The organism is Elusimicrobiota bacterium (assembly GCA_016788905.1).
In the GTDB taxonomy this organism is placed as follows: Bacteria; Elusimicrobiota; Elusimicrobia; order FEN-1173; family FEN-1173; genus JADKHR01.
Window position 1 is genome coordinate 75,958 of the sequence record JAEURZ010000003.1, and the last position, 15,795, is coordinate 91,752.

20 protein-coding genes and 3 tRNA genes are annotated in these 15,795 nt (G+C 55.8%); all 23 read left to right on the forward strand.

The features are described 5' to 3' along the window. The first annotated feature begins 21 nt into the window (after positions 1 to 21). Positions 22 to 1,185, forward strand: a complete 1,164-nt coding sequence (locus JNK54_01975; protein MBL8023038.1) for a radical SAM protein — start codon at positions 22 to 24, stop codon at positions 1,183 to 1,185. Positions 1,186 to 1,323: 138 nt separating this feature from the next. Next, complete coding sequence (locus JNK54_01980) at positions 1,324 to 1,941, forward strand: hypothetical protein (protein ID MBL8023039.1); 618 nt, start codon at positions 1,324 to 1,326, stop codon at positions 1,939 to 1,941. A 5-nt stretch (positions 1,942 to 1,946) separates the two neighbouring features. Beyond that, positions 1,947 to 2,813 (forward strand): universal stress protein, encoded by an 867-nt coding sequence (locus JNK54_01985; protein MBL8023040.1) that lies wholly within the window; start codon positions 1,947 to 1,949, stop codon positions 2,811 to 2,813. Between the two features lie 14 nt (positions 2,814 to 2,827). Next, positions 2,828 to 3,556, forward strand: coding sequence for a cytidylate kinase-like family protein (locus JNK54_01990; protein ID MBL8023041.1), 729 nt, complete (start codon positions 2,828 to 2,830; stop codon positions 3,554 to 3,556). Positions 3,557 to 3,570: 14 nt separating this feature from the next. Then, positions 3,571 to 3,807, forward strand: coding sequence for a hypothetical protein (locus JNK54_01995; protein MBL8023042.1), 237 nt, complete (start codon positions 3,571 to 3,573; stop codon positions 3,805 to 3,807). After that, the gene (locus tag JNK54_02000; GenBank protein ID MBL8023043.1) at positions 3,785 to 4,195 is read left to right on the forward strand and encodes a hypothetical protein; all 411 of its coding nucleotides are present in this window, start codon (positions 3,785 to 3,787) and stop codon (positions 4,193 to 4,195) included. The genes JNK54_01995 and JNK54_02000 overlap by 23 nt, the downstream gene beginning before the upstream one ends. Before the next feature lie 97 nt (positions 4,196 to 4,292). After that, positions 4,293 to 5,543, forward strand: a complete 1,251-nt coding sequence (hflX, locus tag JNK54_02005; protein MBL8023044.1) for a GTPase HflX — start codon at positions 4,293 to 4,295, stop codon at positions 5,541 to 5,543. Further along, positions 5,533 to 6,093 (forward strand): CDP-alcohol phosphatidyltransferase family protein, encoded by a 561-nt coding sequence (locus JNK54_02010; protein MBL8023045.1) that lies wholly within the window; start codon positions 5,533 to 5,535, stop codon positions 6,091 to 6,093. Before hflX ends, JNK54_02010 begins: the two co-directional genes overlap by 11 nt. Beyond that, a complete protein-coding gene (gene der, locus JNK54_02015) occupies positions 6,090 to 7,418 on the forward strand; it encodes a ribosome biogenesis GTPase Der (GenBank protein MBL8023046.1) in 1,329 nt (442 codons plus the stop codon). The genes JNK54_02010 and der overlap by 4 nt, the downstream gene beginning before the upstream one ends. Further along, positions 7,415 to 8,026 (forward strand): glycerol-3-phosphate 1-O-acyltransferase PlsY, encoded by a 612-nt coding sequence (gene plsY / locus JNK54_02020; protein ID MBL8023047.1) that lies wholly within the window; start codon positions 7,415 to 7,417, stop codon positions 8,024 to 8,026. Before der ends, plsY begins: the two co-directional genes overlap by 4 nt. After that, on the forward strand, positions 8,023 to 9,060 hold the full coding sequence (locus JNK54_02025) for an NAD(P)-dependent glycerol-3-phosphate dehydrogenase (protein ID MBL8023048.1): 1,038 nt from the start codon (positions 8,023 to 8,025) through the stop codon (positions 9,058 to 9,060). The genes plsY and JNK54_02025 overlap by 4 nt, the downstream gene beginning before the upstream one ends. Positions 9,061 to 9,069: 9 nt before the next feature. Continuing rightward, positions 9,070 to 9,327 carry an integration host factor subunit beta gene (locus tag JNK54_02030; protein MBL8023049.1) on the forward strand — a complete coding sequence of 86 codons (258 nt, stop codon included), beginning with the start codon at positions 9,070 to 9,072 and terminating at the stop codon, positions 9,325 to 9,327. Between the two features lie 75 nt (positions 9,328 to 9,402). Next, positions 9,403 to 9,783, forward strand: a complete 381-nt coding sequence (locus JNK54_02035; GenBank protein MBL8023050.1) for a MerR family transcriptional regulator — start codon at positions 9,403 to 9,405, stop codon at positions 9,781 to 9,783. Between the two features lie 41 nt (positions 9,784 to 9,824). Beyond that, a tRNA-Pro gene (locus JNK54_02040) sits at positions 9,825 to 9,896 on the forward strand. Positions 9,897 to 9,999: 103 nt separating this feature from the next. Further along, positions 10,000 to 11,178: a hypothetical protein gene (locus JNK54_02045; protein ID MBL8023051.1), complete on the forward strand. Its 1,179-nt coding sequence runs from the start codon at positions 10,000 to 10,002 to the stop codon at positions 11,176 to 11,178. Continuing rightward, a complete protein-coding gene (locus JNK54_02050) occupies positions 11,175 to 12,005 on the forward strand; it encodes a lysophospholipid acyltransferase family protein (protein ID MBL8023052.1) in 831 nt (276 codons plus the stop codon). Before JNK54_02045 ends, JNK54_02050 begins: the two co-directional genes overlap by 4 nt. Positions 12,006 to 12,187: 182 nt before the next feature. After that, positions 12,188 to 12,260 (forward strand) — tRNA-Pro (locus JNK54_02055). A gap of 216 nt (positions 12,261 to 12,476) precedes the next feature. Further along, positions 12,477 to 12,752 carry an acylphosphatase gene (locus tag JNK54_02060; protein ID MBL8023053.1) on the forward strand — a complete coding sequence of 92 codons (276 nt, stop codon included), beginning with the start codon at positions 12,477 to 12,479 and terminating at the stop codon, positions 12,750 to 12,752. A 112-nt stretch (positions 12,753 to 12,864) separates the two neighbouring features. Further along, positions 12,865 to 13,695 carry a sigma-70 family RNA polymerase sigma factor gene (locus JNK54_02065; protein MBL8023054.1) on the forward strand — a complete coding sequence of 277 codons (831 nt, stop codon included), beginning with the start codon at positions 12,865 to 12,867 and terminating at the stop codon, positions 13,693 to 13,695. Between the two features lie 23 nt (positions 13,696 to 13,718). Continuing rightward, a complete protein-coding gene (locus JNK54_02070) occupies positions 13,719 to 14,234 on the forward strand; it encodes an adenine phosphoribosyltransferase (GenBank protein ID MBL8023055.1) in 516 nt (171 codons plus the stop codon). 37 nt (positions 14,235 to 14,271) lie between these two features. Further along, a tRNA-Arg gene (locus JNK54_02075) sits at positions 14,272 to 14,345 on the forward strand. 46 nt (positions 14,346 to 14,391) lie between these two features. Then, positions 14,392 to 15,093, forward strand: a complete 702-nt coding sequence (locus JNK54_02080; protein MBL8023056.1) for a tetratricopeptide repeat protein — start codon at positions 14,392 to 14,394, stop codon at positions 15,091 to 15,093. A 166-nt stretch (positions 15,094 to 15,259) separates the two neighbouring features. After that, the gene (locus JNK54_02085) at positions 15,260 to 15,754 is read left to right on the forward strand and encodes a translation initiation factor IF-3 (GenBank protein ID MBL8023057.1); all 495 of its coding nucleotides are present in this window, start codon (positions 15,260 to 15,262) and stop codon (positions 15,752 to 15,754) included. Positions 15,755 to 15,795 lie beyond the last annotated feature (41 nt).

Below are 15,795 nucleotides of genomic sequence, written 5' to 3' on the forward strand. Positions count from 1 at the left end.
TTTAGCTTATTATAGGAGCGTATGAGAAACAGCTCCCTCCCTTTGCCCAACCGTTCGGGCCAATCGCCTTCGAACCCAGCGGCCCCACCCCGGTTGGTTTTTTGGGAAACCACAGCGGCCTGTAACCTCCGGTGTGTTCATTGCCGTCGGTTGGATGTTTTGGACCAGGTGTCCGAAACGGATCTGCCGACCGTCGCGGCGAAGGCCATGATTGCCGACATCGCCACAAACTATAAGCCGATTTTGGTCTTGTCTGGGGGAGAGCCCCTTTTTCGACCGGACATTCTGGAATTGGCGGGTTTTGCCCGGGAGCAGGGCCTTCGGGTAGCCCTGGCCACGAATGGAACCCTTGTGGACCCGAAAAAGGCCAAAGAGATCAAAGAGGCGGGGGTGGCGCGCGTGAGTATTTCGCTGGATGGGGCCCATCCCGCCACTCACGACCGGTTTCGGGGCGAAGGGAACTTTGAGCGCGCTTGGGCGGGTTTTGACCACCTCAAAAAAGTGGGGGTTTCTCTCCAAATCAATATGACGGTCACCCGCTACAACGCGCATGAGCTTCCAGACCTTTACGCCATGGCTCTGGACCGAGGGGCGGCCGCGCTTCACCTTTTTATGTTGGTTCCCGTTGGATGCGGTGTTCAGATCGCCGAATCCGACATGTTGCCTTCAGCGGAATATGAAAAATGGTTGAACTGGTTTTATGACCGGGATGTGGAGCGAAAAATGGAACTGAAAGCCACCTGCGCGCCCCACTATTTTCGCATCGTTCGGGAACGATCCAAAGAAATAGGCGGCTTGCCCCCCAGCCATCATCGTCAGGAAGCCAAGGGAGCCACCCACCCCCATCAGTCTTTGCATCAGACAACGAAGGGGTGTTTGGCCGGGCAGGGGGTGTGTTTTGTGTCCCATAAGGGCGAAGTCTTTCCTTGCGGGTACCTCCCCATTTCCGTTGGTAATATTCGCACGACCCCTTTCAAAACCCTGTGGGAAACATCCCCCGTTTTTGAAAATTTACGTAACCCCGCCCAATTGGAAGGGAAATGCGGTGCCTGTTCGTTTAAGTACGTTTGTGGGGGGTGCCGCGCTCGGGCTTATTACGAGCACGGGGATGAATTGGCGGAAGAACCCCACTGTGTTTATGTCCCTCCCGGGTTTGAGGCGAGCTCCGCCTGCGACGCGTATTGATTCGAAATGAAGAGTGGGATCACGGTCTTTTGGGCATGATCTGGGTCATGGCGGATTTAGATCTTTTATAGGACAATTATTTGCGGGGGGTTCATGGGCAACCGGGGGGGTGCCCGTTGCAGCAAGGAGGCCAGTCCCATGCTCAATGTCGGCGGGAACCGTCAACGGTGCTACCTCTACCAAATGCGGTCGGGGTTGGGAGACGATCCTTACGAGATTCTTACCCGGCTTACCCATCGGGTGTGGCAGACGTTCGATAAGCGACAGGGGGACTATTCCCTTGATCCCCATCTTTGGCCTGAAATTTTCCACACCTTCCATCGCGTGTTCCAGGGACGCCTGTCATTCAACCCTTATTGCGGTCAGCGGGACGCCTGCTATCAAATCCCTTGTGTGCTGTGCGGGCGCGAACCTCACGCGCACGCTCCTTTAAAAAGGTTGTTCCATTTAGAAACCCGTCGACCCTTACCGGAATTCCTCCAAGCCATTGCCGCGGCTCTCGAGCGCCGACTTCGTCGCAAAGACATTCGTTCACGGGGGGGAGAAAAACCCCTGAGAGACTTGTTCCACGAAAGCATGGTGGACGCGCTCAAGGAACATTTTTTTATGAGTGAGGTTTGTTCTCACTGTCCGGTGCGGGAAACGTTGGGCGACCGGAGGGTCTGGGTCCGGGACGTGATGGAAGTCCCCTGGGGCGGATTACGGCGTGTTCTTCCCCAGGAGGCTCCCCAATTCGAAGAGCTCGAGGAGGCGTAATCCCTATGAAAATTCTGCTCGCGGTGGACGGATCGAAACATTCCCAATGGGCCGAACGTTTGTTGTCTCTCGTGACGGGGCCGGGGCATTCCGTTGAGGTCCTGACCGTCATCCCCGTTGTCCACAGGGGTGATGCGGGAATCCCCTCGATCACGGAAGTCATAAGGGAAAGCGGAGCGAAGATGGTCCGCGCCGTGGCGAAAGGGTTAGGGAAAAAGTTTAAGACGTCCACCGCGGTGGTCGAATCCTCGGATGTGGCCGCCACGATCTTGGATCGGGCGAAAAAGTTCCGGGCCGATCTCGTGGTGTTGGGCGCTCGCGGGGTCACCCCTCTCAAAACATTTTTCTTGGGAAGCGTATCGAACAAGGTGACCCGCCACGCCACCTGTTCGGTTTTGGTGGCGCACCGAAACCCGGGTCGGACCCTGACTGTGTTGTCGGCAGTGGACGGTTCGCCCGAGGGGCGCCGAGCCACGGCGTTTGCGCATAAATTGGGGGCGGCCCGTTCCGCCCGATTGATTTTGGTTCACGTGTTGGCTGAGCCGATGGTTTTCTGGATTCCGGAGGTGGGCGTCCCAGGGGGCTATGGAAACGTGTCCGCCCACCAGGTGTCCCTGAAGGCCCTGCGTGAACGAGGGGCGCGTGTCTTGGCGGACGCCAAAAAAGAGTGGGTGGGCCAATTCAAATCTGTCCGGACGCAATTGCGGGAAGGGCATCCCTCCGGCGAAATTCTCCACGCGGCCAAAAGTTCTCGGGCCAGCTTGGTGGTGGTGGGCCGACGGGGTCTGTCCCGGTTGGATCGCTTCTTTATGGGGAGCGTATCTCAGAAAGTATCATCCTACGCGTCCTGCGGGGTCTTGATTGTGCACTGAGTAAAGGGGGTTTTATGGTTCTTGCCACAGACCATCTCACACGGTTTCTTTCGGCGGCGGCAAAGCTTCTTCCCGATCACGCCGATAATGGAAGGGCTCCGCGCCCGTTTATTACCATTTCGCGCCAAACAGGGGCGGGCGGTTACGCGATCGCGCGAGCGTTGCTGGAAAAAACCCGCTCGTGTCGACCGCAAACGATCTTTGGTGGTTGGGCTCTCTTCAATGAGCGGTTGGCGGAAGTGGTGGCGGATAATCCTTCCCTCAAAGTGTCTCTCCGGGGCTTGGCGGAGGAGGAGTTCGCCTCAGGCATTCAGGATATGGTGTCTTCCTGGATCGCGGGTCTTTCCCCCCAGTCCGTGGTGGTGTCTCACTTGTTTAAAGTGATTCGCTCTTTGGCGGGGGGAGGTAAAGTCATCATCGTGGGTCGGGCCGGGGCTTGCCTCACTCGCCCCTTGATGGGAGGACTTCACTTGCGTTTGGTGGCCTCGCTTCCGACCCGGGTTCGTCGGGTGATGGCCCTTCGTGGTGTTTCCGAGAAAGACGCCCGACAGTCGATCTTGGCGCGGGATCGGGCCCGTGCGGCCTTGGTCAAAAATTATTTCCATCGGGACATTGAGGATCCCTTGTTGTACGATTTGGTTTGGAACACAGAAACGGTGGGAGCTTCCGCGATTGCGGCGACCACGCTCCGGGCGGTGGAGGCGGTTGTTCGGCAAGGGCCCGGGAAAGGCCTCGAACTCTGAGAAAAGGAGATTCGATGACGAAGATAATTCAGAAATCGAAGGGCCCTCTTCCCGGGATATTTCTTCCTGGAGTCGGCCTGATGGATATTCTGGAGCACGGGGGGGGCGTGCGCGGGGTGTTTGACCGTGTGCACACCCACTTTTTTGAAACCCTCTGCGCGCCGGATTCATTTCACGAGGGACCGTTCCCTGCGAGGTCCCAGCGAACGAAAGGAAAAGGAGGGTCCCATGCTCAAGGCCACTCTCGGTAAAGAACTTCTTATCAAACGGTTGAACGAAATAGGGGGTCTGGCTGACGTCGTCAAAACGGTCGCCGAAAAAGGCCTGACCATTTTGGCGGTGTGCGCCTGGGTGGAAGGACGAGACGGCGTTTTTCGCCTTCTGGTGGACGATGCGTTACGGGCGTCCGACGCCCTTCGCGCCAAAAACATTGAGGTTCGCGAAACGCATGTGGTGGTGGTCGAGGTCCCTCACAAACCCGGCATGCTTAAGCTGTTAACGGAAAAATTGCGGGAGGCGGCCATTGACCTCCATCATCTCTACGCTTCCGCGGCCACGGATCAAGCCAAGTGTGTGGTGGTGTTTTCAAGTTCCGATAACCAGCGGGCGGTTGTCGTTCTTAATCAAGCCGCTCACTGACGTCTCCCCTCCTGAACCCTGTTGGCCGGGTTCAGGATTTTTAATTCCCAAAATGTTTGTCTTCCCTTCATTTTAAACAAACGCTAGAATGCCAGCCATGGAACGCGCGGTGGTGGTCGGGATTCGTTTGAAGGGGGGCGACGAAAGGGTTGAGTCCGCGTCTCTTCTGGAACTTAAACGTCTTCTTGAAACCGCTGGGGGGGTGGCGGAAGCCACGGTGGTTCAGGAACGGGCCCGACGGGACCCCGCGACACTGATTGGTGAGGGAAAGGCGGTGGAGATTGCCGAGCTGGTGAAGCGTGACGGGTTGTCCGCCGTCGTTTTTGATGAGGAACTTTCCCCCAGTCAACAGAAGAATTTGCAAGAGGTGATCCCCGCCAAGATCATTGACCGAACCCGGCTTATTTTAGATATTTTTGCCCAGCGGGCCCGTACGCGGGAAGGCAAACTGCAAGTGGAACTGGCTCAAATGAACTACCTCTTGCCGAGGATTACGGAGCGGTATGGGCGTTTTGAACAACAGACCGGAGGAATTGGGACCCGGGGCCCTGGAGAACGGAAACTGGAAATTTCCCAACGGCGTATTCGGGAACGGATCGTGCGTTTGAAGCGTGAGATGGTTGGCGTTCGACATCAACGGGCCCTTCAGCGAGACAATCGGCGGCGGACCCCGGTTCCCCTTGTGGCGATTGTGGGATACACCAACGCCGGGAAATCGACTCTTTTAAACGCGCTCCACACAAGCCCTGGCCTCGATGTGTTGGCCGATGACAAACTTTTTGCCACGTTGGACCCCACCACCCGACGGGTGAAATTGCCGGGGGGGCGACCGGCGTTGTTCGTGGACACGGTGGGCTTTATTCAACGGTTGCCGCATCACCTGGTGGCGGCCTTCCACGCCACGTTGGAAGAAGCCCGCGATTCGGATTTCGTTGTTCATGTGGTGGACGCATCGAACCCGGATTGGGTTGAACAGAAGCGGGTGGTGGAAGATGTCCTCCGTCTTTTAGAGGCAGACAAGATTCCCCGGATGAACCTGTTCAATAAATGTGACGCGCTTACATCGGCCCAGCGGGCTCAGGGGCGGCGGGAAGGGCGGGTGATGGTTTCCGCCCGAAAGGGCGATGGATTGGACCGGTTTCTTTCTCGGGTGGAAGCCCAATTGGAAGTGGGGCTTGTGGACCGGACCTTTGTTCTTCCGCACAGGCGCCGAGATCTCTTGCCCGTTCTTTACGGTACGGGGCGAATCGTTTCTGAAAAACCGGCGGCGGACGGTACCCGGTTTCGGGTCAAATTGGACGATAAAAATTGGGGATTTATTCGAAAGGAGCTGGAGCATGGTTGTTAATAAATCAAATCTTTCCGGGGCGCGGCCCATGACATGGGCCAATCGCATCACGATAGCGCGTATCCTTTTGACGCCGGTGTTGGTGATTCTTCTCTTAAAGGGCGAGCGATTGTGGCCCTTGTATATTTTCGTTTTAGCGGCCCTTTCCGATGTGTTGGATGGGGCCGTGGCCCGTTGGCGGGGCGAGCAGACCACCTTAGGGACCTTTCTGGATCCCATCGCGGACAAGCTCCTTCTTTCTTCTTCCTTTTTGGTTTTTGCTCATTTGGGTCGCTGTCCCATGTGGGTTTTTATTGTCGTTTTTTCTCGAGATCTTTTAATTCTTTTGGGGTGGAACGTGATCACTATTTTATCTGGCACATCCATCGTTCGCCCTCGGTTTTTGGGGAAAGCCACCACGTTGGTGCAAATGCTCACCGTTATGGCGGTGTTGGCCTTCCCAGGCCAAACGTGGCCGGCGCTGCTTTTCTGGCCGATGGTGGCGGTCACGGTCATGTCCATGGCGGATTATGTCTGGGTGGGGTCGAAAACATTAGGGGAATTAGCGTGAGCAGCACTTTGCCCACCGTCGTTATCGTTGGTCGGCCCAACGTAGGGAAGTCCACTCTTTTCAACCGGCTTTGCGAGAGCCGCCGGGCCATCACGTCTCCCATTGCGGGAACCACCCGGGACTGGATTGAAGGCTTGTGTCATTGGAACGGGCGCGTGTATCGAGTGGTGGACACCGGAGGCTATGCACCGGGGGCGGACGTGATGGCCTCGGTGCGGACTCAGGTGAAGCGTTGGGTGGATCAAGCCGACGTGATCGTATGGGCCGTGGACGCCAAGGAAGGGTTGACCGCCGGGGATCAGGATTTTGCCCGTTTGCTGCGGCCGATGGCGGGCCGAGTGATCCTGGCCGTGAACAAAGCAGACGCCGAACGGCATGACGCCGCGTTGGGTGATTTCGCGCGGTTGGGGTTTTCAAACATTTTGACTCTGTCGGCGTCCCATGGGCGGCGCATTTCCAGTTTATTGGACACTTTAGAAGAAAAAACGGGAGGTCCACCGCGGGGAGGGGAACCCCACGACGCGGACACGGAAGAAGTTCGAATCTCAATTGTGGGTCGCCCGAACGTGGGGAAATCGTCTCTCACGAACCGGTTGGTCGGGGAAGAGCGGATGATCGTTTCCCCCGTTCCCGGAACCACGCGGGACACCATTGACAGCCGATTGCGCTGGAAAGACCAATCGTTCCTCTTGATCGACACGGCGGGCCTTCGAGCGAAAAAGTCCAAGGCCGACGATTTGGAGGGGTTAACCCGGTTGATGACCGAACGCGCTTTGGAACGGTGTGAGGTGGCCCTCCTTTTGGTGGACGCTTCGGAGGGGTTGACCGAGGGGGACGTGGCGGTGGGCCGACTGATTGATGAAAAACGCCGGGCGTGTGTGGTGGGGGTGAACAAATGGGACCTGGTGGTGGATCGGGCGCCCAACGCCGCCTATTTCCGCGACCGAACGCCGGAAGGGATGCCCTTTATGGCCCACAGTCCCGTGGTTTTTCTCTCCGCGAAAACGGGCCATCACGTGGAAGAACTTTTAAAAGCGTTACGGGTCACACGGGACGCTTTTCGTCAGCGCTTTGACGAAGAGGAACTGACGGCCTTTTTTTGGAAGGCGGTGCAGGAACGTCCCTATTCTTACCGTGGACGCAAGATGGTTTTTTACAGCGCGACGCAGGCGGCCACCGCACCACCGGTTTTTATCCTGCGTTCCAATCTGGAACCAGGGGAAGTCCACTTTTCCTTTGAGCGCCACCTGGAAGGGGTTTTTCGAAAGGTGTATGGGATGGCGGGGGTTCCGTTGGTGATGAAGTTTAAGAAAGGAAAACGATGATCGAGATCTTTGTGATTATGGGTCTGGCCTATGGTTTGGGATCTATCCCAACCGGCTACCTGATGGGGCGGGGGCTTAAAGGTATCGATATTCGTACCGTTGGATCGGGTAACGTGGGGGCGACCAACGTTTTTCGTTCTGTGGGGAAAATGGCCGGAGTCGCGACTCTCTTGGTGGATATTGCCAAAGGATTTCTTGCTGTGGAATTGGCGCTCATCTTTTTGGGGGGAAACCTATGGCCCTTGTTCGCGGGTGTGGCCGTGGTGGGTGGGCACAGTTGGTCCTTTTGGGTTCACTTTCGTGGGGGGAAAGGAGTGGCCACCTCCGCGGGAGTGTTTTTGGCTCTTTTGCCCGTCCCCATGGGGATCGCGCTCCTCGTTTTTGCGTTACTTTTCGGGCTCTCTCGACGTGTTTCGGTCGGGTCCATTGGGGCCGCCATGGTTTTGCCTGTGGCCGCTCAGGGGTTGGAGAGCCCCGCCTCTCGGGTTTTGTTGGCGTTGATTTTAAGTGGCGTTGTCATTTTTCGTCACATTCCCAATATTCGGCGGCTCCTTCGCGGTGAGGAACCTCCTCTCTTTACTCTGTCAAAAAAAGGACCCCTTCCATGAATGAGCGCATCGCGGTTTTGGGCGGCGGCAGTTGGGGCGCAACGCTGGCCGACCACCTGGCAAAAAATGGTCATGATGTGTTTTTGTGGGAATTCGTGGAGAATGACGCGGACCGATTAAAGCGAACACGGCGCTTGCCCACTTTACCGCCTTTGGTTCTTCATGACAGTGTCCAAGTGACCTCACGTCTCGGGGAAGCTCTTTCCGGGAGATCGGTCCTGGTGAACGCTGTTCCTTCAACCCATGTTCGATCCACGTTTCAGGCGGTTAAAAAGACCGATGCGTTACTCCCGGGAGCTTGGGTGGTGAGCGTTTCCAAGGGGATAGAAAACGATTCGCTCAAACGCATGAGCGAGGTCATCGCGGAGTCGGATCCGCGCTTGGCCGGACGGGTGGCGGTATTGGCGGGGCCTTCTCACGCGGAAGAAGTGGCTCGTTCCCTCCCGGCCGCTGTGGTGGCCGCGGGGCCGGACACCTTTCGACAAAAAATAGTGGACTTGTTTAACGCCGATCATCTGCGTGTGTACACCAATCCTGATTTTACGGGTGTGGAACTATGTGGGGCCCTCAAAAATGTTTTTGCGGTGGCTTGCGGTGTATCGGACGGATTGGGTTTTGGGGACAACACAAAGGCCGCCCTCATGACCCGGGGATTGAACGAGATGGTTCGGTTGGGCATGGCTGAAGGGGCCCAGGTGATTACCTTTTTGGGATTGGCAGGGTTGGGGGATTTGATTGTGACGTGTACGTCCCAACATTCCCGGAACCGTTCCTTAGGGGAAAAATTGGGTTCAGGAAAAACGGCCAAAGAGGCGTTGGCTGAAATGACCATGGTGGCCGAAGGGTTCCCCACCACGAAGAGCGCCATGCAATTGGCGTTGCGGCACGGGTTGGATCTCCCCATTATTCTGGAGCTTTATCATATTCTCTATGAGGGAAAGCCCGCACGGGACGCCATGCGGGACCTGCTGTCCCGACCGCCGGTGCCGGAAATGATGCACATCCAATCTTTTATTAAACAAATGCCGTCCTAAGGAGAGATCATGAACAAAGCGGACCTGGTGAAAATGGTAGCGAAGGACGTGGGCAATTTAATGGAAGCGAAATCGGCGGTGACGCATATGTTTGAAGGGATGGCGAAGGCCCTCCAGGAGGGGAACAAAGTCGTGGTGCAGGGGTTTGGGAGTTTTCACGTGGTGATGCGAAAAAGCAAGCCGGCCCGCAACCCTCGGACGGGTACGCCCGTGATCATTCCTCCCCGGCGGCGGATTAAATTTAAAATGGCGAAAGGACTTCTTTGACGAAGTCCTCCTTCCGTCGATCAGGGCGGAGGATTTATTGATTTCTGGTTCGGCTTGTGGTATATTGGCCGTCCCATGCTCTTGAGTCTACCGACGGATCAGGAGTTCTTCTCCATCGGCGAAGTGAGTCGACTCACGGGCCTGAAGTCGCACGTTTTGCGGTATTGGGAGTCAGCCGCTGGTGTGGTGCGTCCTGCCCGTCGAGGGTCGGGGCATCGGCGTTTTTCCCGAAAAGATGTGGAAGGGCTTCTTCGTGTCCAGGAGTTGGTCCGGGACCGCGGGCTGACTCTGGCGGGGGCCAAGAAACATTTACGGGCCGAAGCGAAACGGGGGCCCCTGCAGATCTCTTTAGCGCTGAGCGATTCCTCGGCCGCTGTGTCCACGCTAAAAGATGTTCGATCGGATTTGGCGGCACTCGTCAAAGATTTGAAAGCGAGGACCGATAGCCTTCGTTGAAGGTGTCGGAGAGTTGGTTTTAATTGTTCAGTCCGAGACACCGGGGCGTAGCGTAGTGGTAGCGCACTCGCTTGGGGTGCGAGAGGTCGTGGGTTCAAGTCCCACCGCCCCGATGTGTCGGACTGAAACGTGGTGTAAAAATAAAAAGGTGGCGGTTTTTTTATTCCAAGCTCCGTTGTCCCGCTTAGGCCTACACGGTCCCCGTCGTTCTCTCCTGTGAACCCACAGGCACGGATTCTCTTTTGTTATATTTCCCACGCCAGTGGACACCAGCGGGCCGCGGACGCGGTGATGGGGGTGTTGCGGCGACGTCGGCCGCCGGTCTCTTGCGAGGGAATTCACTCCATCAATTATTCCAATCCCGTTTTTGGGAAGATTATTTCCAAACTTTATATTCAATTGCTGAAAATGGTTCCCCAGGTGTGGGACTATTTGTATGACAACCCCTATGTTGAAAAAGCGACTCGGGATCTCCGCGAGTTTATTGGACTTTTCAATACCCGACGCATCACCGAACTTCTACGAAAATATCGTCCCAGTTGTTTGGTGTGCACTCAGGCGGTTCCCGCGGGATTGTTGTCGGCAATGAAAGAACGGGGGCTTATTAACGTTCCCCTGGTGGGCATTATTACCGATTTCGGTGTTCACAAATATTGGATTTCTTCTCAGGTGGATCTTTATCTGGTGCCTTCCAACGAAGTCCGTCGACGGATGATGCGGTTGGGGGTCTCGGAAGACCGTATTCGAGTGACGGGAATCCCTGTGGACCTTCATTTTGCGCAGCGTCTCGATCGGAGAGCGGCACGAGCGGCCCTGGGGCTTGGCACTCGGGATCCCCTGATTTTAGTGATGGGCGGTAACTACGGGTTGGGGCCCTTGGAAGACGCCGTCAACGCGTTGCGTCGTATTCCCCTAGGGTTTCAATTGGTGGTTGTTTGTGGGAACAACCGGTCACTCCTCCGACGGATGACACGCTATTTTGCGGGGGACCGACGCGTTCGGATTTTAGGACACACCCGTACGGTTCATCGGCTGATGGGGGCGGCTGATTTGCTGATTTCCAAGCCTGGGGGATTGACCACGTCGGAAGCCTTGGCCCAAGGACTCCCTATGGTGATGATAGAACCGATCCCAGGTCAAGAAGAACGGAACGCCACGTATCTCCTTCGACACGGAGCGGCAATTCGGGCTGACACATTGGATGAATTGGTCGAGGTGGTGAGTCACTTATTTTTGGAGCCTGCTCGCTTGGATCGCTTGAGGGAAAGTGGGGCCCGCTTAGCTCGCCCTTGGGCGGCTCGGGACGCGGCCGATGCGATTCTTTCTCTGGTGAGCAGTGATCGGGATAGTCCTCCCCGTGCTGTGGGGCGGCGGGTTTCATCGGCGTTCACGTGAGTCGAGAATTTTTTTGGGCGTTGGGGCTTTCTCTTTCCAGCCGTGTTGCGGCGGCCTTGCCTCCTTCTTTGCGTTACCGTTGGGCGTCCGGCCTGGGGAGGGGGATGCGGAAATTGTTTGCAACAAAATCCGATGCGGTGAGAAAGAACATCGAACGTATGAACGCTTTCTATGGCACGCGGTTTCAGGTGGATCGGGTGTTTGAAAATTTTGGCGTGACATTGGCTGATTTTTTAGGCCGACAAAAAGTTACTATATCGGTCGAGGGCCGCGATCAGGCCGAGGCGGTCCGCGCTCGTGGGCGTGGGGCCATTCTCTTGACGACGCACTTAGGTAATTGGGAGATGGGGGGGCGTGTTGTCGCGGAGTGGGGGTGGCCTGTGACGGCCGTGTTTCAGCCCTATCGATCCCGTGCCATGCAACATTTTATTCAGTCTCGGAGGCCGTCGGGGTTTTCGTATCTGGCGGTGGGGCGGGGGGCCGCTCACGGAATTGCCAAAGCCCTGCGACGGAGAGAGACGGTCGCCATGTTGGGGGACCGTCCTTTTGGGGAGGATGGTGGTCGGGTTTCCCTTTGTGGAAGCGAGATTCGTCTCCCCCGCGGACCATTCCTTTTTGCAAGTCGCCTGGGGTGTCCGATCCTTCCCGGGTTCGCTCTCATGGATCGACCGGGCCACTACCGGGTTGTTGTGGAGGGTCCTTTATGGCCGGAAGGCCCCGACCCTGTTCAGAATCTTATGGACAAGATGGCCCAAGTATTGGGAAAATACGTTGCCACTCATGGTGACCAATGGTATTGCTTCGAGCCGTTGTGGGAAAACCAATAAAGTCTGAACGGAAGGCGGGCGGAAACATTAATTTACGGGGTGTAGCGCAGTTGGGTCCCGTGTGCCGAGTAGGGCACACGATTGGGACGACCGGCTTTAGCCGGGCCGGCCTGGAACCCCTGTGTGAGGGTTGGAAGGCGCGCTTGGTTCGAAAACGGAAGGCGGGCGGAGGTAGTGATTTACGGGGTGTAGCGCAGTTGGTAGCGCGCTTGGTTCGGGACCAAGAGGTCCGGGGTTCAAGTCCCCGCACCCCGATTTTTAAGTTAGGTGATGTTCATCACTGCGATCGGTTCGTTTTGGGGGTTGGTGGAAGTCGTTCGTTGCACTTACCGCGGGACCCGGGGCCTGTTCGGCCCGTCGTAAACGTCCCCTTTGGGGCCGGCCGCTGTTCGCGGCGTGCCAAACGTGTGCCACTGGCACACGGCACCCACAGGCACCCACGACCCCGCACCCCGATTTTTAAGGGAAAAGATGCTTAGTCGTCGGCGATGGCGATTTGATGGGCGGGTTCAGGGGGTCGGTTTTCGGGCCTTTTGTGAGGAAGCGGCTCTTTCTCGCGGAATTCGGGGGTGGGTCCGTAACGAATTTGACGGGTCGGTTTCCCTTGAAGCGGAAGGGGAGGTGGACGTCTTGGCGGACCTTCTAAATCATGTCCGAACCTCTCACCTGCTGGCGCGTGTGGATCGCACTGAGGAGATTCCATTAACACCCAAGAATGATCCCGCGGAGATGTTTATCATTCGATGAATCCTTCCGGTTCTAACGAGCCGCATTTTTTTATGTTGGCAAGGGATCGGGGTTTGTGTAGGTGGTTCTGGCGAATTTTTTGGGTTGAGGCGATTTGAAGGAGATCACCGGAATGGCGGAAAGTTTGGATGCGGTTACGCTCTACTTTCATGGGGTTAAGCGTCTTCAGGATGTGTCCAAAGAAGACGTGACTGAATTGTGGCGCCGAGCCAAAAAAGGCGATAAGAAATCCAAGAAACGGTTGGTCGAATCAAATTTACGATTGGTGATTCCTGTCGCCAAGAAATATTTTCGTTCCGGGGTTGATTTTATCGACCTCATTATGGAAGGGAATTTGGGTTTGATGCACGCGGTCGATAAATTTGATCCCAAACGAGGGTTTCGATTTTCGACCTACGCGTCGTATTGGATCGAGCAATCGATTCGTCGGGCTTACGATGAACAATCAAAATTGATTCGTATACCGCCCCACGCGCTGGAAGCCCTTCGTCGGTGGTTAAGAGAATGGGAGCGGTTGAGGGTTGAACACGGTCGGAGCCCGACCATTCAAGAAATGGGAAAAAAACTCTCACTTTCCCCGAGGCAAATTCGCAGCGTTGTGGACGCTCATGAAGCGGCCAGGCCTGTGGGGAGCCTGGATATGCCGTTGGATGAAGACGAAAACCTTTTTATTCGCGACATGGTGAGTGATCGGCCGGATCAGGGGCCGGAACGTATTTTTTCACTTCTCCGGGATCGGAGTGATGTGGCCACCGCCCTCAGGGGGGTCAGCCAACGGGAGAGATCTATTTTGGAAATGCGTTATGGTGTGACGGGAAAAGAGCCCATGACATTAGAAGAGGTGGGAAAAAAAATGCGAATCTCCCGGGAACGGGTTCGCCAATTGGAAGAACGCGCGATGGCGCGGCTGCGTCGCGTGAGTCACCGAATGGGGCTGCGGTGACATCGGTTTCCTCCGCTCTCCCCGTGGATTTGCGGTCTCTTATTCGAGACATTCCGGATTTCCCCAAGAAAGGAATTGTTTTTAAGGACATCACGCCTCTCCTGGGGGACGGACCGGCGTTTGCCCATTCGATTGATCTCTTGGCGAAGGTGGGAGAACGGCATCGTGTTGACAAAGTGATTTCCATTGAATCCCGAGGGTTTATCTTTGGATCGGCGGTGGCTTGTCGATTGGGTGTTGGGCTGGTTCCTGTCCGAAAAAAAGGACGACTGCCCTATCAGACGATTTCCGCCCGTTACGCGTTGGAATACGGGGAAGACACGTTGCAAATGCATGTGGACGCTCTTCGCCCAAACGAACGCGTCATTGTTGTTGACGATGTGTTGGCCACAGGGGGAACCGCAGGGGCGGTAGCGCGGCTGGTGGCCGAAGCGGGCGGCCTCGTGATGGGAGCGGCCTTTGCGATCGAGCTGAATTTCTTAAAGGGACGTGAACGGTTGAGTGGATTTGAGGTGGTGTCTCTCATTCAATACGATTGACTTCTTTTCTGTTGGAATAGGGTCGTTTTCCGCCCAAGCCTCCGTAGCTCAATTGGATAGAGCGGCTCCGTCCTAAGGAGAAGGTTGGTGGTTCAAGTCCGCCCGGGGGCGTGGGCGGAAAATGAGTGGATCAATACGATCAAAGGGTGGGCTCTTTATGTCATCAAATATTTTCTCATTGCCGGGCCGTGCTCACGTGCCGGTGACCAAAGGCGAAAAAGTGGCGCAGTGGATCGTGACGCATCGGGCCCAATTGGGCTTGGCTCTCGTTACGCTCATTTTGGCGGGGGGCCTCGCGGGCCTCATTGTGGTGAATCGAAAAAAGCTTCAGGAAGGGGGAATCCTTCAGCTGGCGAAGGCCCGTTATCAGGCCTCCCAGGGGGCAATGAAAGAGGCTTTGGGGGCCATTGACGAAGTCATCAATACCCAACGAACGAACGCCGTGGGGATGCAGGCCTATATTTTAAAAGGGGACATTTTGTTCAGCGACCGAAAGTTCGAAGAGGCCGCAAAAAATTATCGCGCAGGATTTGGTCAAGCGTCGCTCCCCGCTTACAAGGTGTTGATGTTGGCCGGACAGGCTTCTTCTGCTGTGGAACTTCAGCAGTACAAGGAAGCCATTGGGTTTTATGACCAATTGGTTCGGGACTACCCGGATCATTTCCTTGTCCCCCGGGCGTATATGGAGCTCGGTCGATTGCATTCCGCTCTTCAGCAATGGGCGGAGGCGAAAGTCTCTTACGAAAGGCTCCTCACTCTTTACTCCAAGTCCCCTTGGGCGGTTGAGGCTGAAGTGAATCTCGCGGCTGTCGCGGCGAAGCTGCCTTCTGAAAGGCCGGTTCCTGAACCGATCAAATAAATAAATGAGAGTGAGAACACCATTGACAGAGACGTTTGGTTCTGTTAGTATGACACCGCAACACGACGCAGGGGCGGACTTCCTCCCCTGTTATTTTTAGGAGACAACGAGCATCTACCCTAAACCTTTTACGCGGCCTCCAGTAGGAAATACCAGTGGACCGCGAGTGAATAACCAAATACGGTCTCAGCAGGTCCGTCTCATTGATGAGGATGGAACCCAGTTGGGAATCAAAAACCTGGATGAGGCCATTCGCACGGCCCAAGACAGAGGGAAGGATTTAGTTGAGGTCGCCCCCCTGGCAAATCCCCCGGTGTGTAAAGTGGTGGACTTCTCCAAGTATCGCTACGAAAAAGAGAAGCAAAAGAAAGAAGCGAAAAAGCACGCGAAGGGTGGCCAGGTTAAAGAAGTTCGGTTTCGGCCCCGTATTGGGGAGCATGATTTTGATACGAAACTAAGGTCCATTCAAAAGTTTTTAGATGGGCGGGATAAGGTGCGTATTACCGTGATGTTCCGCGGGCGGGAAATGGAACACAAAGATTTGGGCCATAAAATCATTGAACGGATCAAGGGTATTTTGGGCGAAGCGGCCACGGTGGAATCTTCCCCAACGATGTTCGGGAACCGGATGATCCTGATGTTGGCCCCCCAGAAAAAGTAGCGGACACGATTTTTACACCGGAACTATGTCCGGTCAATAAA

Excerpts from the sequence above, each read along its gene's own strand:
- plsY (MBL8023047.1), top strand. The coding sequence starts at position 7,415 with ATGATCGAGATCTTTGTGATTATGGGTCTGGCCTATGGTTTGGGATCT.
- JNK54_02000 (MBL8023043.1), top strand. The coding sequence starts at position 3,785 with ATGCTCAAGGCCACTCTCGGTAAAGAACTTCTTATCAAACGGTTGAAC.
- JNK54_02030 (MBL8023049.1), top strand. The coding sequence starts at position 9,070 with ATGAACAAAGCGGACCTGGTGAAAATGGTAGCGAAGGACGTGGGCAAT.
- JNK54_02060 (MBL8023053.1), top strand. The coding sequence starts at position 12,477 with ATGCTTAGTCGTCGGCGATGGCGATTTGATGGGCGGGTTCAGGGGGTC.
- hflX (MBL8023044.1), top strand. The coding sequence starts at position 4,293 with ATGGAACGCGCGGTGGTGGTCGGGATTCGTTTGAAGGGGGGCGACGAA.
- JNK54_02065 (MBL8023054.1), top strand. The coding sequence starts at position 12,865 with ATGGCGGAAAGTTTGGATGCGGTTACGCTCTACTTTCATGGGGTTAAG.
- JNK54_02080 (MBL8023056.1), top strand. The coding sequence starts at position 14,392 with ATGTCATCAAATATTTTCTCATTGCCGGGCCGTGCTCACGTGCCGGTG.
- JNK54_01975 (MBL8023038.1), top strand. The coding sequence starts at position 22 with ATGAGAAACAGCTCCCTCCCTTTGCCCAACCGTTCGGGCCAATCGCCT.
- JNK54_02010 (MBL8023045.1), top strand. The coding sequence starts at position 5,533 with ATGGTTGTTAATAAATCAAATCTTTCCGGGGCGCGGCCCATGACATGG.
- JNK54_01990 (MBL8023041.1), top strand. The coding sequence starts at position 2,828 with ATGGTTCTTGCCACAGACCATCTCACACGGTTTCTTTCGGCGGCGGCA.
- JNK54_01980 (MBL8023039.1), top strand. The coding sequence starts at position 1,324 with ATGCTCAATGTCGGCGGGAACCGTCAACGGTGCTACCTCTACCAAATG.
- JNK54_02025 (MBL8023048.1), top strand. The coding sequence starts at position 8,023 with ATGAATGAGCGCATCGCGGTTTTGGGCGGCGGCAGTTGGGGCGCAACG.
- JNK54_01995 (MBL8023042.1), top strand. The coding sequence starts at position 3,571 with ATGACGAAGATAATTCAGAAATCGAAGGGCCCTCTTCCCGGGATATTT.
- JNK54_01985 (MBL8023040.1), top strand. The coding sequence starts at position 1,947 with ATGAAAATTCTGCTCGCGGTGGACGGATCGAAACATTCCCAATGGGCC.
- JNK54_02035 (MBL8023050.1), top strand. The coding sequence starts at position 9,403 with ATGCTCTTGAGTCTACCGACGGATCAGGAGTTCTTCTCCATCGGCGAA.